Source organism: Telluria sp. ZB4P36 (genome assembly GCF_059685865.1).
This window is the reverse complement of record NZ_JCASIE010000013.1, coordinates 126,365-150,964: the sequence shown is the minus strand read 5'-3', so window position 1 is coordinate 150,964 and position 24,600 is coordinate 126,365. Positions and strand designations below refer to the sequence as shown.

The 24,600-nt window shown below is 64.7% G+C and carries 16 protein-coding genes and 1 pseudogene; 5 read left to right on the top strand and 12 right to left on the bottom strand.

The features are described 5' to 3' along the window. Window positions 1-4 precede the first annotated feature (4 nt). The 3 genes from AC56LK_RS17345 to AC56LK_RS17335 form a co-directional block, all read right to left on the bottom strand. Window positions 5-730, bottom strand: a complete 726-nt coding sequence (locus AC56LK_RS17345; RefSeq protein WP_497185726.1) for a PEP-CTERM sorting domain-containing protein — start codon at window positions 728-730, stop codon at window positions 5-7. 285 nt (window positions 731-1,015) lie between these two features. Beyond that, window positions 1,016-2,353 (bottom strand): acetylxylan esterase, encoded by a 1,338-nt coding sequence (locus AC56LK_RS17340; protein ID WP_497185725.1) that lies wholly within the window; start codon window positions 2,351-2,353, stop codon window positions 1,016-1,018. An 89-nt stretch (window positions 2,354-2,442) separates the two neighbouring features. Beyond that, a complete protein-coding gene (locus AC56LK_RS17335) occupies window positions 2,443-4,392 on the bottom strand; it encodes a right-handed parallel beta-helix repeat-containing protein (RefSeq protein ID WP_497185724.1) in 1,950 nt (649 codons plus the stop codon). Here AC56LK_RS17335 and AC56LK_RS17330 point away from each other — a divergent pair. Beyond that, a pseudogene (locus AC56LK_RS17330) lies at window positions 4,349-4,891 on the top strand (sialate O-acetylesterase); the annotation flags it as partial. The gene AC56LK_RS17335 and the pseudogene AC56LK_RS17330 overlap by 44 nt on opposite strands. 154 nt (window positions 4,892-5,045) lie before the next feature. On the opposite strand, the gene AC56LK_RS17325 reads toward AC56LK_RS17330, so the two are convergent. The 3 genes from AC56LK_RS17325 to AC56LK_RS17315 form a co-directional block, all read right to left on the bottom strand. Further along, on the bottom strand, window positions 5,046-6,752 hold the full coding sequence (locus AC56LK_RS17325; protein WP_497185723.1) for a diguanylate cyclase: 1,707 nt from the start codon (window positions 6,750-6,752) through the stop codon (window positions 5,046-5,048). A 1,145-nt stretch (window positions 6,753-7,897) separates the two neighbouring features. Continuing rightward, window positions 7,898-8,524: an isochorismate family cysteine hydrolase YcaC gene (gene ycaC / locus AC56LK_RS17320; protein ID WP_497185722.1), complete on the bottom strand. Its 627-nt coding sequence runs from the start codon at window positions 8,522-8,524 to the stop codon at window positions 7,898-7,900. Between the two features lie 87 nt (window positions 8,525-8,611). Continuing rightward, a complete protein-coding gene (locus AC56LK_RS17315) occupies window positions 8,612-9,487 on the bottom strand; it encodes a pirin family protein (RefSeq protein ID WP_497185721.1) in 876 nt (291 codons plus the stop codon). Window positions 9,488-9,580: 93 nt separating this feature from the next. On the opposite strand from AC56LK_RS17315, the gene AC56LK_RS17310 reads away from it, so the two are divergent. Then, window positions 9,581-10,474, top strand: a complete 894-nt coding sequence (locus tag AC56LK_RS17310; protein ID WP_497185720.1) for a LysR substrate-binding domain-containing protein — start codon at window positions 9,581-9,583, stop codon at window positions 10,472-10,474. Window positions 10,475-10,588: 114 nt separating this feature from the next. Here AC56LK_RS17310 and AC56LK_RS17305 read toward each other — a convergent pair whose 3' ends face one another. The 3 genes from AC56LK_RS17305 to AC56LK_RS17295 form a co-directional block, all read right to left on the bottom strand. Further along, window positions 10,589-11,806, bottom strand: a complete 1,218-nt coding sequence (locus AC56LK_RS17305; RefSeq protein WP_497185719.1) for a cyanophycinase — start codon at window positions 11,804-11,806, stop codon at window positions 10,589-10,591. Between the two features lie 64 nt (window positions 11,807-11,870). Next, window positions 11,871-14,621, bottom strand: coding sequence for a TonB-dependent receptor (locus AC56LK_RS17300; protein ID WP_497185718.1), 2,751 nt, complete (start codon window positions 14,619-14,621; stop codon window positions 11,871-11,873). A gap of 13 nt (window positions 14,622-14,634) precedes the next feature. After that, window positions 14,635-15,600, bottom strand: a complete 966-nt coding sequence (locus AC56LK_RS17295) for a MurR/RpiR family transcriptional regulator (protein WP_497185717.1) — start codon at window positions 15,598-15,600, stop codon at window positions 14,635-14,637. Between the two features lie 170 nt (window positions 15,601-15,770). Here AC56LK_RS17295 and AC56LK_RS17290 point away from each other — a divergent pair, with 170 nt between their 5' ends. Continuing rightward, complete coding sequence (locus AC56LK_RS17290; protein ID WP_497185716.1) at window positions 15,771-16,889, top strand: succinylglutamate desuccinylase/aspartoacylase family protein; 1,119 nt, start codon at window positions 15,771-15,773, stop codon at window positions 16,887-16,889. Beyond that, complete coding sequence (locus AC56LK_RS17285; RefSeq protein WP_497185715.1) at window positions 16,889-18,274, top strand: YfcC family protein; 1,386 nt, start codon at window positions 16,889-16,891, stop codon at window positions 18,272-18,274. Before AC56LK_RS17290 ends, AC56LK_RS17285 begins: the two co-directional genes overlap by 1 nt. Here the strand turns inward: AC56LK_RS17285 and AC56LK_RS17280 are convergent. Together AC56LK_RS17280 and AC56LK_RS17275 are read right to left on the bottom strand one after the other, a co-directional pair. Beyond that, on the bottom strand, window positions 18,258-19,193 hold the full coding sequence (locus AC56LK_RS17280) for an alpha/beta hydrolase fold domain-containing protein (RefSeq protein ID WP_497185714.1): 936 nt from the start codon (window positions 19,191-19,193) through the stop codon (window positions 18,258-18,260). The genes AC56LK_RS17285 and AC56LK_RS17280 overlap by 17 nt on opposite strands. 10 nt (window positions 19,194-19,203) lie before the next feature. Then, window positions 19,204-20,592 (bottom strand): DUF5009 domain-containing protein, encoded by a 1,389-nt coding sequence (locus tag AC56LK_RS17275; RefSeq protein WP_497185713.1) that lies wholly within the window; start codon window positions 20,590-20,592, stop codon window positions 19,204-19,206. A 30-nt stretch (window positions 20,593-20,622) separates the two neighbouring features. On the opposite strand from AC56LK_RS17275, the gene AC56LK_RS17270 reads away from it, so the two are divergent. Then, entirely contained in the window at window positions 20,623-21,762 is a 1,140-nt protein-coding gene (locus tag AC56LK_RS17270) for an SGNH/GDSL hydrolase family protein (RefSeq protein ID WP_497185712.1), read from the top strand. On the opposite strand, the gene AC56LK_RS17265 is transcribed toward AC56LK_RS17270, so the two are convergent. Continuing rightward, complete coding sequence (locus AC56LK_RS17265; RefSeq protein WP_497185711.1) at window positions 21,735-24,581, bottom strand: TonB-dependent receptor; 2,847 nt, start codon at window positions 24,579-24,581, stop codon at window positions 21,735-21,737. The two genes, AC56LK_RS17270 and AC56LK_RS17265, sit on opposite strands and share 28 nt — an antisense overlap. Between the last annotated feature and the right edge of the window lie 19 nt (window positions 24,582-24,600).

Sequence of the window (24,600 nt, the reverse complement as noted above, 5' to 3'; positions counted from 1 at the left end):
GAAATCACAAGCTCGTGCTTGCGGGCGAAGCTGCGATATACCGCATGCGCGTCACTGGACGAAGGCTGCGGCGGGAGCCAATCAGCGCCAGCACGCCCATGCCGACCAGCAGTACGCTGCCCGGTTCCGGCACCGTGCCAATGCTCAGCGCGCCGATTGTGATGAAACGCCCGCCCGCCTCGCCGCCGACGCCGATGCTCAGCGACTGGATCGGGCTGTCGCTGACGAAGGCCAGGAAGCCGCCCGGCGCGGAGTCGTGCGGCGCGTACTCGAAACTGCCGCCGGCGTCGACCAACTTGAAGACCAGGCTCGATGCGACGCCGGCGCCGGCGAAATCGGTCGCGAAGAAGCTGCCGCCGATGGCGCTGACCGGTACGCTGAAGCCCGACACGCTGAAATACGAGGTGTCGAAGTTGCTGCTCACAGCCGCGCCGTCGGCGCCATCGCCCAGGACGAAGAAATGCTGTGCGCCCTGGGACGGATCCAGGCCGAGCGGGTCGATCACGCCGATCTGGTAGCCGAGGCCTTCGGCGCTACGCGTGAGCGGGCCGGCGAATGCGTCGCCGGGCGTGAGATCGGCAAAGCCGTCGTAGCCGGTGAGGACCAGACCGGCTTCATAGCTCGCACGGTCGGTATAAACCGTCACGGCTGCGCCTGCATGCCCCGCCATGCAGCCCATGGTGATGGCCAGGACGGACGCAAGCTGGGTGAGACCTGATGCGATACGCATGATGTTTTCCGTTGTGAGCGCCGAAGGGAATCGGGCAGGTTGAACACAGAGCAAGGGCAGCCGCACCGCAAGCGGCAACAGGATGCCGCTAATGATGCTGCCATTTCAATAAGCGGCGCAATTGCGAAAGCTGCCACGCGCTTTACGAGTTTGCACGCGCTCCAGGACGACGCACCACACCCCACCGACGGCATAAGGCGAACTGCGAGGAGACCGGCGCGATCATCGCACCTTTCTCCCATGCCGCACGCCCCTGACAGCCACTGAGCGGCGGCCGTGCGGCCATCAACGCGCGACGCTGAACTGCCCGAGGATCCAGGCGTCGATCAGCGCCTGCTGCTCGCGCGACGTCTTGTGGGCCTGGTCCGGCGCCAGCACGATGCGGCGCGGCGCCGATATCGCATTGAAGGCCGCGAAAACCGAGGTGGGCGGTGTAATGGTATCGTTGAACCCGGCGAAATAATGGCCGGGCACGCGGATGCGCCGGGCGAAGTTCACACTGTCGTAATAGCCGGTCGTAATGCGCTTGGGTTCGACCGGCTCGTCGTGCCGGCCGCCGTCGGCCCGCTGCCTGAACAGCCCCGGCCAGCCGCCGGCACGCCCGTGCAGGTAGCCGGTGACGTCGGCGAAGGCCGGATAAGCCGCGGCCACGCCGCTCACGCGCTTGTCCAGGCCAGCCAGCATCAACGACAGCTGGCCGCCCTGGCTGCCGCCGGTGACGATGAAGTGCTTGCCGTTCCACTTCGGATGCGCGGCCAGGAAATCGGCGCCGCGCTGCACCCCGAGGTAGACGCGCCGGTAATAGTAGGATTCACGGTCGTCCAGGTTGAAGCGGTTGTACTCGTTGAGCACGCCCCGGTCCAGGTCCGTGTACAGCTCGCGCGGCAGGTCGAGAGGGATGCCGTGCACGCCTAGTTCGAGGGTGATCACGCCCTGTCTTGCCATGCCAGCCTGACCGAAGTAGGGGCGCACGCCGGCCCCCGGCACGTACAGCACCGCCGGATACGGTCCGGCGCCGCGCGGCACCGACAGCACGCCATGGAAGTAGCTCGGCCCGGCCCAGTTGGAGAACATGCGGTAGCGCAGGTAATAGACCTCGACCGCGTCGCTGGACAACTGGGGCGCGGGGGTGAGGCGGTACTCGGGAGGGATCGCGTCCAGCCGGGCTTTCTGGCTGCGCCAGAAGTCGTCGAAATCGGCCGGCTCGACCTGTGTCGGCGCGATCCGTTCGGGCGAGAAGCCGATGGTCGCCACCGCGGCGACCTCCGGCCTGTCCGCCAGTGCGACGCTGCAGCGCACGAAGCCGGGCGCCTCCGGCGAAGTCACCTTCAGGCGCAGGCCGCCTGGCGGCAACACCACTTCGACCGCTGCGCCCTCGAGCTGCTCGGGGCCGAGCCGGTAGCGCACCTTGGCGCCGATAGGCCCCTCGATGCGCAGTTCTGCCGCCTCGCCGAGCGCATACAACCAGTCGGCGCGGTCGGGCTTGACGCGCAGCATGGCATCGCTTGCCTGCTGCACCGGCAGGACGATGCGTTCGGCAGTGGCCGGGGCGGCCCGGGCCGGGCTCAGCCCGGGCGCGAACGCCAGGCTTGCGGACAACAGAAGGCCAGCGATCTTCTTCATTCGATCCTCCAGAAAACATCGACTCCAAAAAGGAGAGCGCCACGGCGGGGCGGCGGATATCCTGCGCGGACGGGGCTGCAGGCGCGCGATCAGAAGCTCTCGACGGCTCCCACGTCGGCCGCCCCGCCGCGCGGTCGCGGTGCGCTGTAGACATCGTGCGACGGGACGCCGGCGTTGTACGCCGTGTTGACCGCAGGGCTGTTGGCCGCCAGCTGGAAAGCATATGGACCGCTCAGGGCAACGAAGCGCGGATCGATGCCGACCCGGTTGTCGGTACCGGCCGTCGAATGCCAGCGATTACCGCCGTACACCATGTTGTGACTGATGTCGGTGTCGCTCGAGTTGACGTAATTGCTGACCGGACGATCCGCGTAAGCGACGAAGATGTTGTTCCATACACGGACAAACCTGCTTCCCTGGACCGAGATCTCGCCCTCCCCGGTGATCTTGATCTTGCCGTTGCCATGGGCGGTGTTGTTGAACACGTCCAGATACCTGCTGTTGAACGAGTGGATGCCGCGACCGCCGTTGTCGTACACGATGTTGTTGGCCACCAGCGTGCGGCCGGTGTAGCTGCGGCTGTTGAAGGAATCGAGAATGATGCCGTTGCCGTCGGTTTGCTGGCGGTACTGGTAGCACTCACAGGGGAACAGGTTGGAGGCGTTGGAAACGACGTTGTTCATGACCACCAGCTTGTAGCTCTGGGTATTGGTGTCGTGGTTGTAGGGAACCAGGTAGCTGATGCCCGAGGTCCCGTAGGGCGAATAGGCGCTGGTATTGTAGACGCGGTTGTTTTCAATCGTGACGTAGTCGACCAGGCCCGCGGCGATGCCGCCGCCCGGTGTGTCGTGCACGATGTTGTTGCGAACGGCGATGTGGTGGGTCTTGCCGAGCGTCTTGCCGGCCAGGCTGATGCCGTTCGAGTCGACGATGGCGCCGATGTACTTGCGCGGGCTCATCTGCCAGTACGTCTTCGACAGGTCGTTCTCGTACTTGGCTTCATCGTAGGTCACCTGGTTGACGTGACCTTCCACCTCGAAGCCGTCGATCACGATCCAGGACGCGTCGCGCACCTCGATGCCGTGGTGGTTCTTGCCCTTGGTGGTCTTGATCACGGGCCGCTCGCCCGGGTAATTGCGGTAAGTGATTGGCGCGCCTTCGGCGCCCGAGTTCCGGATCATCAGCACGGTATAGTTCCAGGTCAGCGTGTGCGTTCCCTTGCGCGCCATGACCGTCTGGCCGGGCAGCATCACGTCGTGTGCCTTCTGCAAGGTCTTGAACGGCCGCGCTTCCGTGCCCGGGTTGCCGTCGCTGCCCGCCACCGGGTCGACATAGAAGATGGCGTTCACACCGGCCGCCGGCGTGACGCCTGGCGCTTCCTGGCTGGTCGCGTCGACGCCGCTGGGACGTACCGCGCCGACGCGGTACTGGTAGCTGGTGCCGGGCTGCAGGTTGCGGTCGCGGTACAGGGTGGCGTTGGCGGCGACGCTGGCGACTGCGCGCCAGTCCTGTCCGGGGTCCTTTCGCTCGATCCTGAACGCGGTTTCGTCGGGCGAGGCGTCCTGCCATTCCAGCGTGATCTCGCTGCTGTTCATCGGCTGCGTGCTCAGGCGGCGCGGTGCCGCGGCGGCCGTATTGTCGGCCGGGTTGCCGGACGTGGGCGTGGTCAGGATCACCTGGCCGGTCGAGGACAGCACGCTGCCGTCTGCGCGCACGGCGCTGACCCGGTATTCGTAGGCGGTGCCCGGCAGGAGATTGCTGTCGACGTGGCTGCGGCTGTCCGCGCCCACCAGTGCCTGCTGCATCCAGGCGCGGCTGCCCACGATGCGCCGTTCGACCCGGAAGCCGGTGGCGGCCGGAGAGGTGCTCGACCACGTGACCACGGCCTGGGTGGCCGACGGATACGAGCGCGCCACGACGTTGTGCGGCTCGCCGGCGGCGGACGTGGTCGAGCCGTTGAGCTGGCCCAGGGCCGGTGCCGCCGCCCCGAGCAGGATGCACAGCACGGGCGTCGCAAGGAGCACGTTTTTACGTTTCATTATTTTCCTCATCAGCGTTCTGGGTGTGTGGACGAAGAGTGCGGCGCACCATCCCGGACCTGTGGCGGCTGCGCGCAGCAGGCATGGCGTCCCAAGCCATGGCCGCCGCACGTGTATGGTGCTGATTCGCGAAGCCTTGCGCAATGATGAAATTCCCGGAACCGTTATGAACTTGCAGATGCGTGCCGCCGCGTGCGCGAGAAAAACAGCATTGCGTGCTTCAGACGCACCCGGCATCATGCTCGCCGCCCTGCCGGGGTGCCGCGCCGGCGGACCGGCGCCTCAGGCCACCGTGCATGAGCTGGCGCTGCTGGTCGGCCAGTCCAACATGTCGGGCCGTGGACTCGGCTCCGACCTTCCGGGCAACGCGTTTCCGGATCAGCGCCTGCTGGTGTGGGATGCGGCGGCCGGCCGATCGACGCCCGCGCGCGATCCGCTGCCGCACCAGGACCTGGGAGCGCGCCCGGTGCGGGTCGGCCCGGGCATCTCGTTCGGCAGTGACTACCTGGTCGAGTTGGCTCGCCTGGCCCACATACGGCGCAAGTTCGTCGACCTGCACGCAGCCAGCGGCAGTCCGATGGCCGAGGAGGCACTGCGTCGCATTGCGCGGCTGTACGCCGATGGTCCCGGCCGTGTTTCGGAGGAATCTATCCTCAAGCGCTCTGGCTTACCGGAATTGATACTGCTTCAGCGATCAATACCTTGTTACGCCCACTCTTCTTTGCTGCGTACAACGCGCGATCAGCCGCCTGCACCAGGTCGTGCTCGCCGTGGCCATGGCCCGGCCACTGGGCCACGCCGAAAGAGGCCGAGATGCCGGTGATGGTCTGTCCTGCATGCTGGATGACAATACCCATCAGGGAGACGCGGATCGCCTCGGCGCACTTGGCAGCCTCATCCGCACCGCAATCCGGCAGCATCAGCACCAGCTCCTCGCCGCCGTAGCGGCACACAACGTCGCTAGCGCGCACCCGCTGAAGTATGGCGTAGCTGGCAGCCTGCAGCACCAGGTCGCCGCCATCGTGGCCATAGGTATCGTTGACACGCTTGAAGTGATCGAGGTCGACCATCACTATCGAGCAGGCACTTTGGCTGCGCTGGGCACGCGCCATTTCGCGCTTGAGCGACTCGTCGAAGAAGCGGCGATTATACAAGCCGGTAAGCGGGTCGACGGTCGACTGGTGGCGCAGCGTTTCACGCAGCGACACGTTGCTGACGGCCAGGCTGAGCTGTTCGGCCAAGGTGGTGATATGCCCGCCATCTATCGCGCTGTCTTCGCACCGGTCCCCGGCAATGACCAGTACGCCGATCACGTCGCCCTGGGAAATCATGGGCACGCAGGTCTGGGAGGCGTGCTTGTCCAGCCAGATCCCGCCGTGATCGCAGCAAAGCTCGCGCTCGGGCGTGGCGACATGTACTTTGCCGAGCCGCAGGCCCCAGCAGTCATCCGGCGCCACGGTCGGCGGGGCGCCGGCCGCCAGGCCCCAGAACGCTTTGAGTTCCAGCACATCACGTGAATTGCGATAAAGATAAACCGCGCCCGAGGTGTCCGGCAACAGCTTGCGCAGGAAAACGGGCAGCACGCATGCCAGCTCGGCCGGCGTCTTTACGCTGTCCAGTGCTTGCAGCATCTTGGCCGTGAGCGCCAGGCGCTCTGCCCGTACCGTCGACTGACGAGCTAGCAGCGCATTGCTCTCGGCCAGGGAGTGCGATTGGCGCGCCGACTCCGCGCGCTCATTCATGCTCCTGGTCACAATGTAGACCACGACGACAATCATGACCAGGCTGGCCAGGCTGGCGCCAATGCCCAGCGCTGAGTTGTAGCGTAGGGTAGCGGTGATCTCTTCACGCAACTGGTTGCGGTGCTCCGCCAACACGCGCAACTGCTGGCCCAGCAGGGTGCGCAGCTCGTCCATGAGGACCTTGCCACGCTGACTGGCCACCATGTCCAGGGCAGCCTGGGAATCACCCGCCTTCTTGACACGGATAGCTTGGTCCAACTCGCGCACCTTGGCCTGTATCCGCCCTGCGATGCGTGCCACCAAGGCACGTTCCTGCTCCGAGGCTGCATGGCGCTGCAAGTCTTCGAGCGCAGCGGGGATACCGGCAACGCCGGCATTGTAAGGGTCGAGGAAGCTGTCGTCGCTGCCGATCAGGTAACCGCGCTGGCCGGTTTCGGCATCCTTCAGCAAGCTCAGCACGAGGGTATAGGCGCGCTCCTTGCTCGCCGCTTCCTTCAGGGCGTCAAAGGTGGTGTTGGCTTGATAGCTGCTGAGGATCGGCAGTGTGGCCAAGCAGGCCAGGATGACGATGAGCAGAACGCCGAACAGCTTGATACTTGGGTCGAGTCTTGAAAACATACTTCTAGGAAATAATAATTAAACGAATCATACCTTGGGCAGATGCCGGCGATCGGTAGAAAAGCCAGCTACATTCCTGCCTGTTTGCGCGATGGGTACCTGTGGTACAAGGCGCAGAGTTTGTTATCCTCCACTTGGCGCACATGGAACAATAATCATCCGCTGTCACCCCAAGACAGCCTTCTACGTTCTGCGCATTAGCAGCCTGAGGGACGGGCCGACCGGCGCACCCCGTGCGGGACAAGGTGAGGACACGCCATTCATGACGATTGGGGCGGAAACATCGGATTAGTGCGATAAGGCCTCGGCGACTTACCCCGTCCTCGGTTCGCTCGAGGAGCCTCTCGAGGGACCGCTCCTGGTCGAGCCTGTCCTGAGCCCAGCATAGTAGTTCGCCACGGCCGAAAAATCGCAGGCTGTCACGGGGGACCGCACCCGACCTTAAGCGGACCTTGTTACTTTCGCGTCTCCGGCGTGTCAACAAGGGCGAGACTTGGGTGCGGTATCGTTCAGGTGCATCCACATGGTTTAGAGGAAATTAGTGAAAACCGTATGAGCGCGCAGCTATGATTGCCCGTTCTTGTGTGCTCGCCACTACTCCAAGTGGCGCGGTAATTGCCGCGTGAGCGAATCGACTTGGGATGGCGGAATGCCTGATCCACAAGGCGGGATTGGGTAGCGTGGCATGCTGAAATCGTTGACCATAAACCGCACGGCGAAGCTTATGCAACCCGTCATCAGCGATTTACTGCCTGATTTGACGCAGAGTCGCTGGTCACTCGGCGCTCCGTAACTATCCCTGGAGCACGAATGCGCAAGCGCGTAGAGAAAAGCGCAAGCCGTGCGGCTTGGCCGGATTGTAGATTGAACCCCTTAGCGCAACTCCTGCTGTACGGCTTCCAAGGACAGTCCAAATGCCACAATAAAGACCTCATACGGGAGATTCTCGCCGGCTTTTGCAAAAGTTTCGGCGCCGATCATATTCATCTGGCCAGAAAGGTAATCGCCAACCAACAGCGACGGAGCGCAAAGCGCCCTGTTGGTCTCCGTCGGTCGATACCTTGAGGCTACGCCCTCGCCCAGGCTGAACCCGTTGAAAATATGAAGGGCCGTCGATTACCGGCCCTTGGGGTACCACGTTGGGGTTACTTGGCCGACGTGAGCGTGGTGTAGCTGGTGATGAGATTACGGTAATCCGGGATATGGTTCGAGAACAGTGCTCCCAGGCCCTCGATGTCGTTACGCCAATCACGGTGCAGCTCGCATGCAGCGCCGAACCAGGTCATCAGCTGAGCGCCGGCAGACGTCATGCGCTCCCACGCTGCGTTGCGGGTCATTTCGTTGAACGTACCCGAAGCGTCGGTGATGATGAACACCTCGTAGCCCTCCTCGAGCGCGGACAGCGCCGGAAATGCCACGCAGACTTCGGTCACGACACCGGCGATGATGAGTTGCTTCTTCCCGGTAGCCTTCACCGCTTGGACGAATTCCTCGTTGTCCCAGGCATTGATCTGGCCAGGGCGGGCGATATAGGGAGCGTTGGGGAACTGCGCTTTCAGTTCCGGCACCAGCGGGCCGTTCGGCCCGGTTTCAAAACTGGTGGTCAGGATCGTAGGCAGGTTGAAATATTTTGCCATGTCAGCCAATGCGAGCACATTGTTCTTGAACTTGTCAGGATCGATGTCACGCACCAGCGAAAGCAGCCCGGCCTGGTGGTCAACCAGCAACACGGCGGCCTGGTCCTTGTTGAGACGTTTATACGGGGTAGTCATTGTAATTCTCCTTGCGGTGAGTGGATGCCATGCCGCCGAGGCGGCACGACTGGAAAGGCCCAGATCCTTGGCGTTGCAGTCCTGTCTTTAATCTTCCGCTGGAACGAGCCTGCCAAACAAACCGTCTTGCAGGTCTTTCCATGCTTGGCGGATCTCTTCTTCGGTATTCATGACGAAAGGGCCATGGCCTATGATAGGTTCATCAATTGGTTCTCCGCTCAGGATCAAGATGACGCAATCCTGATTAGCTTCAATTGTCAGAGCCGTTCCGCTAGTGCCGACAAGCGCCCACTGACCTTCGCGGACGATGTCAGCTTCGGCAAGTAAGGCCGTACCGCGGAGCATGACGAGGGCCGAACTTCTGTCAAGGTTTAGTGGCAGCGTCGTGCTTTTTCCGGCAAATAAACGGACGTCCCAGACATCGATCTCGGTAAAGGTGCGCGCAGGTCCCTTGCGCTGGGCGAAGCTGCCGGCGATAAGGCGCACCTCCCCCGCATCTCCAGGCAAGGCAATGCGTGGAATATCCGCATCAAGGATAGTCTGGTACGCTGGTGCCGTCATCTTTTGGCTCGCGGGCAAATTTACCCAGAGCTGCACCATCTCAAGCGTGCCGCCGGAGCGTGTAAATGCTTCGGAATGGAATTCTTCGTGCAGGATCCCGGAACCCGCTGTCATCCACTGCACGTCCCCAGGACCTATCAGTCCACCGCTGCCGGTGGAATCGCGGTGTTCCAATTCCCCTTGATAGACGATCGTTACAGTCTCGAAGCCGCGATGGGGATGCTGTCCGACTCCACGAGCGCGTTGCGAGGGGGTGAACTCTGCCGGTCCCGCATGGTCGAGCATCAGGAAAGGACTGATATGGCGTGCCATCTCTCGATACGAAAACAGGGTACGCACTGGAAATCCGTCTCCAACCCAATGCGGACGCATTCCGCTGAAGATTCCCATGATCGTTTTCATGCATGTCTCCTTAACTGAAACCATCATATATTTCTTAACGGCCAATCGGTAGATAGCGTAAGCTGGCATCAGTGTTCTACTTAAGGAACAATGATGCGTGATTTGAACGATTTTTATTACTTTGTTAAGGTGGTCGACCATGGTGGCTTCACGGCAGCGGGACGCGCCTTGAACATACCTAAGTCCAAGCTCAGCCGTCGTATTGCAAGCTTGGAAGAAGAATACGGAGTCCGCTTGCTGCAGCGCTCCACCCGACATTTTTCCGTTACCGATACAGGCCGAGAGTTCTACACCCAATGCGTGGCAATGCTGGTTGAAGCACAGGCGGCCACGGAGGTCGTGGAGCGCAGAGGCGCCGAACCGCAAGGTATCGTACGCATGAGTTGCCCGACGGCCTTGCTGGCATTTCGTATCAGCGAGCTTGTAAGCCAGTTCATGGCCGAGTATCCGAAAGTCAGAATCCATCTCGAAGCCACCAATCGCAGGGTCGATGTCCTTGGCGAAAGACTCGACCTTGCCCTCCGGGTGCGTTTCCCGCCTTTGGAAGACAGTGGCCTGGTCATGCGCGTGTTGTCCGAGAGTCCGCAACGGCTGGTTGCAAGCCGGGACTTCTTGAGGACCAGAGCCCCCTTTTCCCACCCAGCCGACCTGAGTAGCATCCCCAGCCTCGACTGGGGTCCCGCACGGGACCACGTATGGCAGCTGGAGGGACCCGATGGAGCAACTGCCCAAGTCCGTCACCAGCCCAGGTTCATCACGGACGATATGAACGCGCTGCGGCAGGCTGCGCTCAAGGGTATAGGCATCGTTCAGTTGCCCTGCATGGTAGTCGAGGACGACTTGCGGAAAGGCGACCTGGTCGACATTATTCCGGGCTGGGCACCGAATGGCGGCGTGGTACACGCCGTTTTTCCTTCCAGGCGGGGTCTGCTGCCAGCCGTGCGCATGCTGATCGATTATTTTGCAGCGCACATTCAAGACGGATGATCGTTAACGCACCGGCATCGCACAAACAACGCCACAGGATCTTTCCGGGTAGATGGCAAGACGCAGTCCAGCAGCACAAGGAAAGCTCCCTGTTCGTTGACGGCACCGCGCGACTTACGGCACCGTGTGCTGGTAGAACGGCTGACGCACCCGAATCGGACGCACATCCAGGCGTACCCGGTAGACGGAATAGGCTGACGAGCGGTTGGATGCGTACGTTTCGGATTCCGGAACGCGCTGGAACACGAATTCGAAGCCGCGCTCGGGTTCAATGCCGTCCGGCCCGCCAAAGGCCAGTCCGATGGCTCGGGACTGGTCACTGTCCGCCAGCTTTTCGAGCAGATCGACTACCATGGTGTTCGCCAGGATGTCGGTATAGAACAGCGGCCCCCGATAATATGGACGCGTTGGATCCAGCTTTTCCTTGTCCTTGCCTGGCGCTATCCGGTTGTTGCGGAGATCGACGCGGTCGCCGCTATCGAGATAGCTGATACGGGCATTGCCAATATTGAATCCCGGCTGCGTCCTGTCGACCGTAGCAGCCGCCAGGTCAAGCAGCAGCGCTCCCTTGTAGCCAATGACCTGTGCCTCTCGCGACTGAACCAGCACGACTGCACTGTTCTCATCAACCCCAAGACCCAGGCGGTAGCCCTTTGCCAGCATCGCCGGCAGCATGCGCGCGAAGCGTCCGCGGACCAGAAGGTGCTGATCAATGAAGATATCCGTGCCCACAAACCCGAGGCCGGGCGCAATATCCTTGCCGTTGACGATGCCGTCTTTCAGCGTCTGCAGCACGGGCTGCGCATCGTAGAACATTGTCGTGCTCATCATGGCGGCGCCGGCGCTGGTTCCGGCGATGACGCCTCCATCGCGATACATCGACCACAATGCCTCCAGCACCCTGGAACGGCTGCCGTCCGGCCGTAGCAGGGAAGCCGTGATGCGTCCCTGGTCACCGCCCGTGAAAAATGCGCCCCCGGCCTTGCGTACACGCGCTGCGAGCACGAAATCGTCTGCCGCCTGGACCGGCATCGCCCCCATGCCGGCACCGATCGGGACCACAAAGGGCCGGGCTCCGTAGCGTTTCAAATGCGCCGACGCAGTCTGGCCAGAACGTCCAGGATCACCTGCGGCTGTCGGGAAAACGGCAATCTCTGCGCCCTGTCCGCCTGCAAGCTGCACGATACGCTCCCACACTTCGGCGTTGTCCCCGCGCAGGGCACCGCCGATGATAACGAGAGCGCCGCGCACTTCGTGTGCGGGCGTCGCCGCCGCCGTTTCGCCGCAAACCGCAGCCAGTAGTAGCGCCGTCGCGCACAGGCGTTGCCACATGCCTTGCTCCATTTGAAAAAAAATGCGGCCGCCCCCGAGATTCCGGCGCAGCCGCATAAAAAGACTACTTGAAAGAGTAGTTCACGCTGACGAAGCCGTTGCGCCCGCGTGGATCGGTATAGGTCGGGTCATAGCCCGCCAGGAAGTAGTACGCCTGGTTCGAGAACGGCGGGGCCTTGTCGAAGACGTTCAACACCCCGGCGCGCAACTTGAGCTGCGCGGAAATGTTCCAGCTTCCGGTCAGGTCCCACAGCGAATACGAGGACACTTTGCGCGACGGCAGCAACGCATCGCTGACCGGATCGTAGGTGGTGTTCTGGTCGGTATAGCCAGACGAGAACTGGTTCGCAAGCGTCAGCCCAAGGTCGCCCTTGCTCCAGTCGAGGCTCATACGGTGGCGCCAGCGCTGGATCACCTGGTCGTTCAGGAACACGCCCAGGTTACTGCGATAGCCTTCCTGCGGACCGAACTGGCGGTCGTACTTCAGGATGTAGGTGCCGCTCACATTGGCTACGAGGCGGCCGAACGGACCGCTGGCGCTGCGCCATTCGCCGGACAGGTCGATGCCGGAAGTCTTCAGGCGGCCCTGGTTTTCCTTCTGCAGCAGGATGTTACTGATGAAGCCATCGCTGTCGCGCTGGATGTACTTGCCGTTGTAGGCTGCCGGGTTGTCGACGATGATCTGCTCGCCCAGGGTGCTGATGACGTCCTTCTTGCTGATATTCCAGTAGTCGAGGGCGAGACTGCCGCCGCGACCGACTTCCAGCACAGCGCCGAAGGACAGCTGGCGCGATTTCTCGGGCTTCAGGTTGGGATTCGAGCGGCGCTCGACGGGCCACTGGTCGGTGCACAGGTCGATGCTGCCCTCCTGCTGCACGCACTGCGGGTCGGTCAGGAAGCTCGAGGCGGTGCCGTAGGTGGTCGGGCGCTTCAGGTCCGACAGCGAGGGAGCGCGGAAACCGGTGCCCGCCGACGCGCGCACCATCAGCGGCTTGAGCGGTTGCCAGCGCAGGCCGAGCTTGGGATTGGTAGTTGACCCGACTTCGCTGTAGCGGTCGTGGCGCAGCGCGAACTGCATTTCCAGTTCCTTCGTGAAGGGCGCGTTCAGCTCGGCGAATACGGAACGCACCTTGCGGCTGTCGTCGGTCGCCTTCAGGTCGGTGGTCGAACCCGCCGCCAGCCCGCTGTCGCGGTCGCCGGCGATGTTGTTCGACAGGAGCAGCGCGGACGGACGGAACTGCTGCGTCTCGCGGCGAATCTCGCCGCCGACCGCCACCGCCAGGTCGCCGCCGCCCAGCGGCATCAAGGCGCGCGAGGCCTTGGCGTCGAGCGAGGTGGACACGCCCTTCGACTTGCGCGCTTCGTCGTTGACCCGGATGCTGTCGATCAGGTCGCGTCCGGCCTGCGAGGAAGGTCCGAAGGGATTGACGGTGCCGGCGCGCACCGCGGCGTCGAACTTGTCGAACAGGACGTAGCCGTCGACGTACTTGTCGACTGCGCGGTTCTCGGCGCGCGCCAGGCCGGCGTCGTAGTCCCAGCCGGCGGCGATGCCGGTCGCGCCCAGCACGATGCGCTGCGCGCTGCTGGTCACTTCATTGGTGCGGTTGCCGGCCTCGGTCATCCGGTAGCGGATTCCGCCGACGGTGGACGGCAGGCCCGAACCAGTCAGGGCCGCGCGATAGCGCTCCGGCAGCACCGCGACCGGCAGGTTGCGGATCCGGATCGGGTTCGGCGACAGCACGTAGTCGGACTTTGCTTCGGACTGTACCAGCTCGGCGAACAGCTGGTGATCATCTGCGACCTGGAAGGTGGCGCGGCCGACGAAGCCGATCTTGCGCGACTCAGGATAGATCTCGGTGTCCTGCATGTAGTCATAACTGCAGCCGAGCGCGCCGCCGGGGCCGCGCGGGGCATACACGCTGGCGGGCGGATTGCAGCCGGGCGCACTCGGGTTGACCCGGTTCGCGGTGCTGCCCGCCGCCAGCACCCCGGCGCGGATCAGGGCCGCGCGCTGCGCGCTCGAGATGTCGATGTTGGCCGGATAGGTGTTGCTCGACATGAGGGCCGGCAGCGTGCCGGCCAGCGGGCGCTCGGCGATGAAGTCGCGCTGGCTCGAGCGCAGCGCGCCGAGCTTCTGGGCATCCAGCACACCGAACACGTTGAAGCGGTCGCGCTCCAGGTCGCCGATGCCGCCGCCGATGCTGGCGGTCTTCTTCCCGGCACCGCCTTCCTGGGTTCCCGCGGCCGAGGCGCTCAGATCGACGCCGGTGTAGTCCTTCCGGGTGATGAAGTTGATCACGCCGCCGATCGCATCGGTGCCGTAGATGGCGGAGGCGCCGTCCTTGAGCACTTCGACGCGCTGGATTGCGCCCGCCGGAATGTTGTTCAGGTCGACGCCCGCGTTGTCGCCGGGCGAGGCGAAGTTGGCCAGCCGGCGCCCGTTGAGCAGGACCAGGGTGGAGGACACGCCGATGCCGCGCAGGTTGGCCCCGTTGAAGCCGCGCTGGCCCGAGGTGCCGTCGGTGATGCTGGCGCCGTCGGACAGGGGCGCCGTGTTGGCGCTGATGTTGCGCAGCAGTTCGGCGGCCGTGGTAACGCCGCTCTTTTCGATGTCTTCACGCTTGATGAGCTGTACCGGCAGCGCGGTCTCGTTGTCGATGCGCTTGATCGAGGATCCCGTGATCTCGACCCGCTGGATCTTCTGCTGGGTCTGGTCCGCCTGGGCCATGGCCTGGTGCGGCATCATGTTCAGTGCGGCGATCACCGCCAGCGCCATCGCCTTCGGCTTCGGCAACCTGCTTGCTTGCTCATTCATGCGTGTGCTCCCTTTATGTTAACTTCGATTTTTGCCGGCGCTTGCTGGTACTGCTGCTGGAAACCGGATCCGCTCCGTACAGGTAGGCCGAGATGGCCTCGGTCAGGCGTGCCGCCTTGGCCACATTGGATTTGTTGGACACCATCAGGGCCACCGCCAGCGCTTCGATCACCGCCAGCGCGGCGCTCGAACTGCTGGGCAGCACCGGATGGGTGCTGTGCGCGTAGAGGACGTACTGCCCCAGCCCCGCGAGCGGCGACGCCGGGGAATCGGTAACCGCGACCACCGTCGCGCCGCGGTCGCGCGCGAACTGCGCCAGGCGCACCACGTCGAGCGCATAGCGCGGCAGCGAGATCACCACCAGCACGTCCTTGCCGGTGATGTTGGCCAGGTGGCCCGCGGCGACCTCGGTGCCGCCGCTGCCGGCCACCTCCACCACATGCGGGCAGAAAGGCTGCAGGTGCATCGCCAGGATGCCGGCCAGGTGCGAGGACAGGCCGAAACCGAGCACGTAGACGGTGCGCGCCGAAGTCAGCCCGGCGACCACCCTGGCCAGCTCGCCGCCGTCGAGCGATTGACGGCTGGCGGCGACGGCGGCTTCGGCATAGTTCAGGCTTTCGACCGCGGGCGAAGCGCTGCGCGCTCGGCGCCCGATGTTGTTGCGCAGCTTGTCGACCGGCTGCAGGACCGCCTGCATGGTTTCGGCCACGGCGCCGCGCATGGCCGCATAGTTCCTGAAGCCGAGATCGCGCGCGAAGCGGCTGATGGTCGCGGTCGAGACCTCGCAAGCCTCGGCCAGTTCCTCGATGCCCAGCGCCGTTGCGCGCATCTGGTTACGCAGCAGGTAGTCCGCGATCGTGCGATTCGAGGCCGAACCGTCCGCCAGTACCCGCAGCAGGCGCTGGCCCAGCGCCGACTCGGCGAAACCGATATCGGGCGATGCGCTGTGCTTCACGGCGGCGTTGTCGTGTGGATTCATGGGTATCAGCCTTCGCGGAATGTAAACAAATTTACATTCTACGTCGACATGCAAAATCAGTAATTTTTCTCAACTGTAATCACATCAAGAAATAAACTCAACAATATTTTGAAAATTTTCTTTCATTGATGTAGGGTGTGTAAAAAATCAAACATTGGAGAACGCGACACATGCATACACACATCCACCCTCTCGCCGGAGAGGACTGTCCGGCCGCCTACCAGCTGCAGTCGCTGCACTTCGGCACAGCGGGAAGCGGCACGAAGGTGTACGTCCAGGCGTCGCTGCATGCCGACGAGGTGCCGGCGATGCTGGTCGCGCAGTCGCTGCGGCGCGAGCTCGAACGCCTGGAGCGTGAGGAGCGCATTCGCGGCGAGGTCGTGCTGGTGCCGGTCGCCAATCCGATCGGGCTGGCGCAGGCGATCCAGGGCACCCCCTTCGGGCGCTTCGACCTGGGCAGCGGTGCCAACTTCAACCGCGCCTTCGAACACCTGGCCGAAGCGCTCAAGCTGTCGCTGGAAGGCCGGCTAGGCGCCGATCCGGCCGCGAACGTGGCGCTGGTGCGCGCCCATGCGCGGCAGGCGCTGGCCGGATTGGCGCCGCGCACCGCGACAGAGGAACTCAAGAAGGTGCTGCTCACGCTTGCCGTCGATGCCGACATCGTGCTCGACCTGCACTGCGACAACGAAGCGGTCATGCACATGTACACGGGCACGCCGCTGGCGGGACGCATGCTGCCGCTGGCGGCACTGCTGGGCGCGCGTGCCCTGCTCACGGCGCGCGAATCGGGCGGGCATCCCTTCGACGAAGCCTGCAGCCGCCTATGGTGGGAACTGGCAGCGCATTTCGGTGACGACTTTCCGCTGCCGGCGGCCTGCGCCGCCGCCACCATCGAGCTGCGCGGTGAAATGGACGTCAGCTACGCGCTGGCCGACGCCGACGCGCATGCGATCCTGCAGTTCCTCGCGCACGAGGAGGTGCTGGACATCCCGAAGGAGCCCCGGCTGCCTCCGCAGTGCGTGCCCACGCCGCTGGAAGGGGTGGAGACCTTGCATGCGCCGCATTCGGGGGTGCTGGTGTTCCACTGCCAGCTGGGCAGCCGGGTGGAGGCCGGCGACCCGGTGGCCGACATCGTCAACCCGGTCAGCGGCAAGACCAGTACCTTACGCGCCGTCAACGCCGGGCTCGTGTTCGCCTCGACAGCGCACCGCCATCTCCTGCGCGGCATGCACGTCTGTAAAATCGCCGGCGCCGCCGCCTTCCGGACCGGTGAACTCCTGAGCCAATGATGAAGAATTTCAGACTACCCAACACCTTCGTGCTGCTGTTCGCGATCCTGGCGCTGATCGCGCTGGCGACCTGGTTCATCCCTGGCGGCAGATACGCTACCCATCTGGTCGACGGCAAGACCCTGGTCGATCCTGCCTCCTTCCATTACGTCCAGAGCGCGCCGCAGGGGCTGCCGGCCCTGCTCAAGTCGCCGATCCGCGGCTTCGTCGAGGCAGCCCAGATCATCGGCTTCGTGCTGATCGTAGGCGGCGCTTTCGCGGTGCTGCAAAAGACCGAGGCCATCGACAGCCTGATCCTGGCGATCGCGCGTGCCCATGCCCACTCGCGCTTCGTACGCGCCGCCATGATCCCCCTGCTCGTCACCCTGTTCTCGGTAGGCGGCGCCACCTTCGGCATGAGCGAGGAAGCGATTCCCTTCGTGCTCATCTTCATTCCGCTGGCGCTGGCGCTCGGCTACGACTCGGTCGTGGGGGTCTCGATTCCCTTCGTCGGTTCGCAGGTCGGCTTCGCGGCCGCCTTCCTGAACCCCTTCAACGTCGGCATCGCGCAGGGCATCGCCGGGGTGCCGGTATTTTCGGGCGTCGGCTACCGCCTGGTGGTGTGGTTCGCCTGCACCGCCGTCACCGTGGCCTTCCTGATGTGGTATGCGGCGCGCGTCAAGCGCCATCCGACGCTGAGCCCGACCTATCAGCTCGACCAGCTCAAGCGTGCCGAGCGCGTGACCGAGGCCGACGCCCCGCATTTCACGCGCCGCCATGGCGCGATCCTCGGGCTGTTCGCGCTCACCCTGGGCGCGATGGTGGTCGGCGTGGTCGGCTACGGCTGGTACATCGACGAGATCGCCGCGCTGTTCTTCGCGATGGCGATCCTGGCCGCCGCCGCCGGACGGCTCTCGGCCGACGAGTTGGTCGCAAGCTTCGTCCAGGGCGCGCGCGACATGGTCTCGACCGCGCTGGTGATCGCCATCGCGCGCGCCACCGTCATCATCGCGCGCGACGGACAGATCATCGATACCATGCTGCACGCGCTCACGCCGCTGGTGCAGTCCGAGCACGCCGCCTTCGCGGCGCAGAAAATGTTCGTGATCCAGTCGGTCATCAACTTCTTCATCCATTCCGGCAGCGGCCAGGCGGCGCTGACCATGCCCATCATGGCGCCGCTGGCGGACCTGGTCGGCGTCAGCCGCCAGACCGCGATTCTCGCCTTCCAGCTCGGCGAGCTGTCCACGCCAATGATCCCGACCTCCAGCGTCACGGTCGGCGTGCTCACGCTTGCACGCATTCCCTGGATCGTGTGGGCGAAGTGGATGGTGCCGCTCCAGCTGATGTACCTGGTGCTTGCGCTATTGCTCCTGGTACCGCCTACCCTCATGGGCTGGCATTGATCGGGCGGCCTGTGATGCCCTGCTCCGCCAGAAAATTCACGACGGCCGATTGCGCACCCAAGGTTTGTTCCCCGGTGAAGTCGCCGTGTCGTCCTCCATCCACGACGACGAGCTTGTTCGGGACGCGCGCGCGATCCAGCGCAGCATGCAGATCGGTGGCATGGCGCAAGGGCACCACCGGATCCTCGGCGCCGTGAATGGTAATCACCGGCGGCACGCCGGCACGCACCCAGGCCAGCGGCGACAATTGGGCGGCAAGGCGCTGACGTTCGGGCACGCTGCCGAACCATTCGAGCGCAAAATTGCGCTGTTCCGCGCCGTCAAGCAGCGCTGCCACATCGGTCACACCAAACCAGTTCACCACCGCCGCCACGCGCGGCGCAGGCCGTGGCCGGCCGTTCCAGCGCATCTCGTCCGGCGCCGGACAGGCGCGCTCGAAGGCTGACCCCTGCGGCAACAATGCAGCGAGCAGGGCAAGGTGTCCACCGGCGGAGTCCCCGGCAAACACGATGGCCTCGCGGTCGAAGCCATACTGGTCGGCCATCCGGTGCACCCAATGCAGCACGCAGCGCGCATCCTCGGCGGCCGCCGGCGCCGGCGCGACCCCCGCCAGGCGGTAATCGGCGTTCACCACCGCCCATCCCTGCGCCAGAAAAGGCAGTACGAGGAGCGACGATGCCTGGCGCCCGCCCGCAACCCAGCCACCGCCATGCAGGTAGATCACTACCGGGGCCCGTCCGCGCGCGCGGCGCGGCTGGTATATGTCGAGTTTCAATTCCTGGCCCGAGGCCACGGCATAGACCACGCCGGCCCGCACATCGTATGCCTGCGCGGCGAGACCGGCAAAATCGCCGCCGGCGCATGCCGGCCAGGCGAGCGGCAGCATCGCCAGGCCGCAGATCCATCCCCTTATACGCATGTATTTCTCCTTAAACGCGAAATTGCAGGCGACTGCGCAGCGCCAGTCCCGACAGGCCGCATACCAGCAGGGTCAGCATCGATGCGCGCACGCACCCCCCCACTGCGCCCTGCACCTGCAACAGTGGCGCCAGTCCGGACAGGGTCAGCAAGGGCGTCACCAGCAGATGCAGGCCGACATAGGCGAACAGCGCATTTTGCCCGGCGGCGCTGCACAGGGAAGCGCCGATGCCGCGGCGCGGACCGACCAGCAGCAGGAGCAGCAGGGACAGGCTGCCGGCGGCGGCACCGACCAGGTAATAGCTGAAGGTAGCGACGCCCTTCTGGGTGCCGCCTTCGAACGGATCGAAGGCCAGGCCGAGCAGCATCAGGCCGAGCCCTAGTGCAAACAAGCGTTGCTGCGGTGGCGGCAAGTGCCGCGCGAACCACGCACCGGCGCCCGCCAGAGCCAGCAGCGCCAATGCCGCCTGACCAAGCTGTGCCCGCGCGTACAGGCCGGCTGTGCAGACCGCCACCAGCCCGAGGCAGCACAGCGCCGTGCCGCGGCGTGCGGTATTCGTCTCGGGGAAAGGTGTCGCAGTTCCGGTCCGGCGAGCCAGCCACTCGCCGGCGAACATGCCCGGGACCACCACGAACAGGTATTGCTGGAACGCGATCGGCGCCAGCCAGGGAACGGGCGACGCCTCCCAGAGCCACTGCGCCCAGCCCGGCCCGTCCTTGCCCAGCCGGAGCGCCAGCAGCAGAACCAGCAGGACCAGCCGCAGGAATGGCCGGGACCTCGTGCAGAGGTAGAGCAGGCCTGCGCTCAGCGACACGTTCGCCATGACGAGCAGGATGATATCGCTGCGGGCCGGCGAGAAGGGGGCGCCCTGGGCGTCGCGAAACAGGAACAGCAGCGCGCATGCCGCGCACCACCCGGCCGCGCGAAGCAGGCGCCGGCGGCCGGGGCCCCAGCCGGCCGGACAAGGCGCCAGGACCGCGAACATGGCGGCGAGGCCGGCCAGCGCATATGTGGCGTCGAGCCAGGGCGCCCCCAGATCTGCGACGTGCGGAGCGAAGTGGCGCGCCGAGATCGCAAACAGCGCCAGAAGCGCCGCCCGACGCAGCACACCGACGGCGGCGGCCGTCATGCCCTGCCCGGCCGCCAGCTTCGGTTCCATGGCGAGCGGAATCGCCACCCCGAGTGCGAACAGGAACAGTGGAAATACCAGGTCGACCCAGGTCAGCCCCGCCAGCGCAGGCGTGAACACATGGTACGGCGGCGGATTCTGGGCATGATACATCCATCCCGGCAGCACCGCGCGCGGCAGCTGGCCCGAGAACAGCATGGCGCCAACCGCCAGCCCCCGAAGCAGGTCGAGGGCCGCGACACGAGCGCCGGCCTGCCGAATTTCCTCCATGACGCCGCCCTTCCAAGCTTAGAATGTTGCATGAACTGCTTTCCCGCTGCACCAGCGAGGCTGAAACTGCGCGCCCTCGGCGCGGTTGCCCTGTTGCCGTTTATCGCATCTCCCGCGCGTGCCGCCGCCACCGATGCGATCGACCTGCGCGATCCCGCGCTGGCCATCGACGGCGCCTGGTTCTCACAGCGCGGGGCCGCACGCATCCGCTTTGCACGCCACCGCGACGACCTGCTGCGCGACCCGCGCTCCGGCATCTCGGCAGCCTCGCTCCCGTATGCACGCACCCAGGCCGGCGCCTGCCTGCGGCTGCGTACAGCCAGTCCCTGGCTGGAGTTCGGGTTCGCAGCTGACGCACGCGGTGCCCGCATGGGTTTGCGCCAGGGCTTCGCCGTGTTCTGCGACGGCGACCTGCTCGAGGTGGCCGAGCGCATGGCCTGGCGCACCGCCGCTCCTGCCCCGGGCGCGCACGACTACCTGGTCGCCCTGCCCAGCTACGAGGCGGTCGACCTGGTGCGGCTTGCCCTGGCCCCGGGCTATCGCTTGCTGGCGCCGGCGCCCGACCAGCGTCCGGTCTACGTGGCGATGGGCGATTCGATCACCAACGGCCTCGGCCAGCAGTCGGCCAGTCACCTGAGCTACCCCTTCCTGTTGGCCCGCCGGTTCGGCTGGCAGCTGGTGAACCTCGGGGTGTCGGGCGCCCGCACCGGCCCGGCCCTCGCGGCCACGCTCGCTGGACGCCGGACCGACCTGCTCACGCTGGCGTACGGATTCAACGACTGGTACTGGTCGGATGCACCCCTGGAGGCCAGCCTGGCCGCCTACGCCACGTTGTTGGACGGCTTGCGCGCGCGCCAGCCGCAAGCCCGGATCGTCGCGATCACGCCGCTTGCGACCACTGCCGACCCGGCCCGGGCACGCGCTCCCTACCCTTTGGCCGAACTGCGTGCGGGCCAGCGCCGCCTCGTGGAGGCCCGCAGGCGCGACGGCGACCTTCTGCTGCACGTGCTGGACGGCGAGGCGCTGAGCAGCGCCGCCATGATGGTGGATGGCATCCACTTGAGCGTGGATGGCGCCGCTGCCTACGCCGCCACGCTGGGCCTGGCGCTGGCGCCGCTGCTGCAAGGCGGCGCCGGCGCAGCTCAGAACCGCGCCTTCAGCGTCAGGTAGAACTGGCGGCCGTTGGCGTAGAAGCCGAGCGGCATTTCCTCCGTGATGGCGTAGTAGCGCCGTACCGGATCCAGCAGATTGTTGGCGTCGAGGGTCAGGGTCAGCGACTCGCCGAGTTTGTAGCTGACCGAGGCCGACAGCGTGCCCTGCGCGGCCGCGTAGTTGGCGCCGGTGCGTACCAGGGTGGTCGGATTGACGGCGTCGACACCGTTGCCCGAGAAGCCGATCGCGTACTTGGTGCGGTAGTTCCAGGCCAGGCTGGCGCTGGTCTTCTGGTCTTCGTAGAAGGCGCGCAGGTTGTACGTGATCTTCGACGTGTAGACCAGCGGAATGCCGTCCTCATCCTTGCTGTCGACGTAGGTCACGTTGCCCAGAAGGCCGAAGCCGCTGCCGATCGGCTGCTCAGCCGACAGCTCGATGCCGTGCAGCTTGGCCTTCTTGCCCTTCGACGAAGACACCGTGTAGTCCGAATACGAGCTGGCCGCATCGCCGGTGGCGCCGAACTTGGTGATGTTGAACAGGCTCTGGATCGAGGTGCCAGGCTTGACGTAGTCGTGGATGCGCTGGCCGAAGACGCTGGCCGCCACATAGGCGCGTGGCGCATGGTACCAGCCGAGCGATGCATCGACGTTGTTGGCCGTGATCGGCTTCAGGTAGGGATTGCCGGCCGATGCGGTCAGGGTGGTGTCGTTGACCCCGGTAAGCGAACCGGCCAGCTGGCTGAAGTTCGGGCGCCCCAGGGTGCGCGAGGCCGACAGGCGGGCGATCATGCCCCGCTCGAGTTCGTAGCGCAGGCTCAGGCTAGGCAGCAGGTTGTTGTATGTGCTCTCGACCGACGCCGGCAGGTAACCGGTGAGGCGCGACGAGGTGATCGCGCCCTGGCTCACCAGGCTGCCGGTACCCGGCGTGCAAGCGGTGGAGCGCGCCGGGCAGGCCAGCGCATTGTTGTTCAGTGCCCGGTAGAAATCCGAGACCACACGGGTCTGCACCCAGCGCAGGCCGACGTTGCCGCTCAATTTGTCGGCCGTGAACTCGCCCATCAGGTAGGCCGCGCGGTTGTTTTCCTTGACCGTGGCGCTCGCGCCCCAGTTCTTGTTGAGCACCGGATCGTAGTTGATGTTGGCGTTACCCCAGTCGATCAGCGTCTGCACTTCGTAGCGCGGCAGCTTGCGGGGGAAGTTTCCGCTCAACTCGCTTGCGTAGTCGGATGGGAAGCTCAGGGTCGGAAGCGCCCAGCTCGAATACGGGTAGTTGGCGTCCATGTTGGCCTGCGAAGAGCCGCCTGCCCCGACGCCGGGCTTGTTGTACTGGCCGTTGATGGTGACCTTGTCATTCAGGTGCGAGCTGGCGCGCGCGCCGAATTTCAGCATCGTCAGAGGCCCTGCTTCGAGCCGCAGCGCCCCGTCAAGATGGGCATAATCTTCCTTGTCCAGAGTGTAGATCGCTCCGCCCACATTCGGCAGAAGGCGGTAGTTGCGCATGTCGGCCAGGTCGGTGCCGGTGATGGACCAGTCTGCCGGCTTGCGGCCCTTGTCGTTGAAGTTGTAGCTGATGCCGCGGTCGAAAATCTCATACAGCGCGCCCGGCTGGCCTGCAGTCTCGCCCGTACCTTTGGTCGAGCCGGCCTTGCCGCTGACGGTCAACGCCGGGGTGAGGCGCCACTTCACGTCGATGTCCTGGTAATTCGCAGTCGATTCCGCCCCCGTGCGCGCCTGGTGCGCGAACTGCAGGGTCGGACCGTCGCGCCGGGTCGGATTCGGCGTGATGGTGGCGCGGGTGATGACGTCCCCCACGATCGTGTAATCCTTGATCAGGCCGCCGTTATTGATGACGGTAGCCGGCTCGGCAAAGGCGGAGGTGTTGTAGTTGTTGGCGGACAGCGACGAACGGAACACGTTCAGGTTGATATCCAGGTCGCGGTTCGGCTTGTACTGGAGCCCGACATAGCCGCCTTTGCGTTCGCGCACACCTTCGAAGAAGGCCGAGTTCAGCTGGCCCGGCAGACGTTTGCCTTTGAGGGCGGCGTCGCCGCCGCGCGCCGGATCGGCCGCCGCCTGGGTGTTCAGGTACAGGCCCTGGCTGAAATTCTCCTGCCCGTCACGGCGCAGGTGACGCTCCTCATTGAAGCCCTGCAGCAGCAGGCCAAGGGTGCCGGCCTCGTTCTTCCAGTTGAGCAAACCGCTCAACTGGGGATCGGTCTTGCTGGCGAGGGTCGAATGCACCACCCCGGCCGACACTTCGCCCACCAGGCGCTTGCGCTGGTCGAGGGGACGGCGGGTCAGGATGTCGACACTGCCGGCAATTCCGCCCTCGACGATGTCGGCGCGGCCGTTCTTGTAGACGATTGCCTGGCCGATCAGCTGTGAAGGCAGCATGCCGAAGCTGATGCCACGTGTATTGGTGTTCTGGTCGCCGATGTACCAGTCGCCTGAACTCAGCGAGTGCCCGTTAAGCGTGGTCAGGTTGAGGAAAGGAGGCGTGCCGCGGATCGCAATGCGTTCCGCCTCGTCGAAGGCGAGCGCCGAGTTGTAGGTGATGTTCACGCCGGACAGGCGCGCCAGCGAATCGGCGATGTTCTTGTCGGGCATCTTGCCGATATCTTCGGCTGTCAGCACCTCGATGTTGGTATCGGCGTTCTTCTTCACGCTGATCGATTTCGCCAATGATGCACGAATACCCGTTACTTCGACCGTCTGCAGGGCTTGTGGATTCATCGCCGGCGCTTTGGCGCCCGCCTGGGCCGGCTGCGCCTGCACCACCAGCGGCGCCAGCATTGCCATCGACACGGCCGCCGCGATCGGGGTTTTCTTCACAATCATTCTGTATCTCCAATAAATT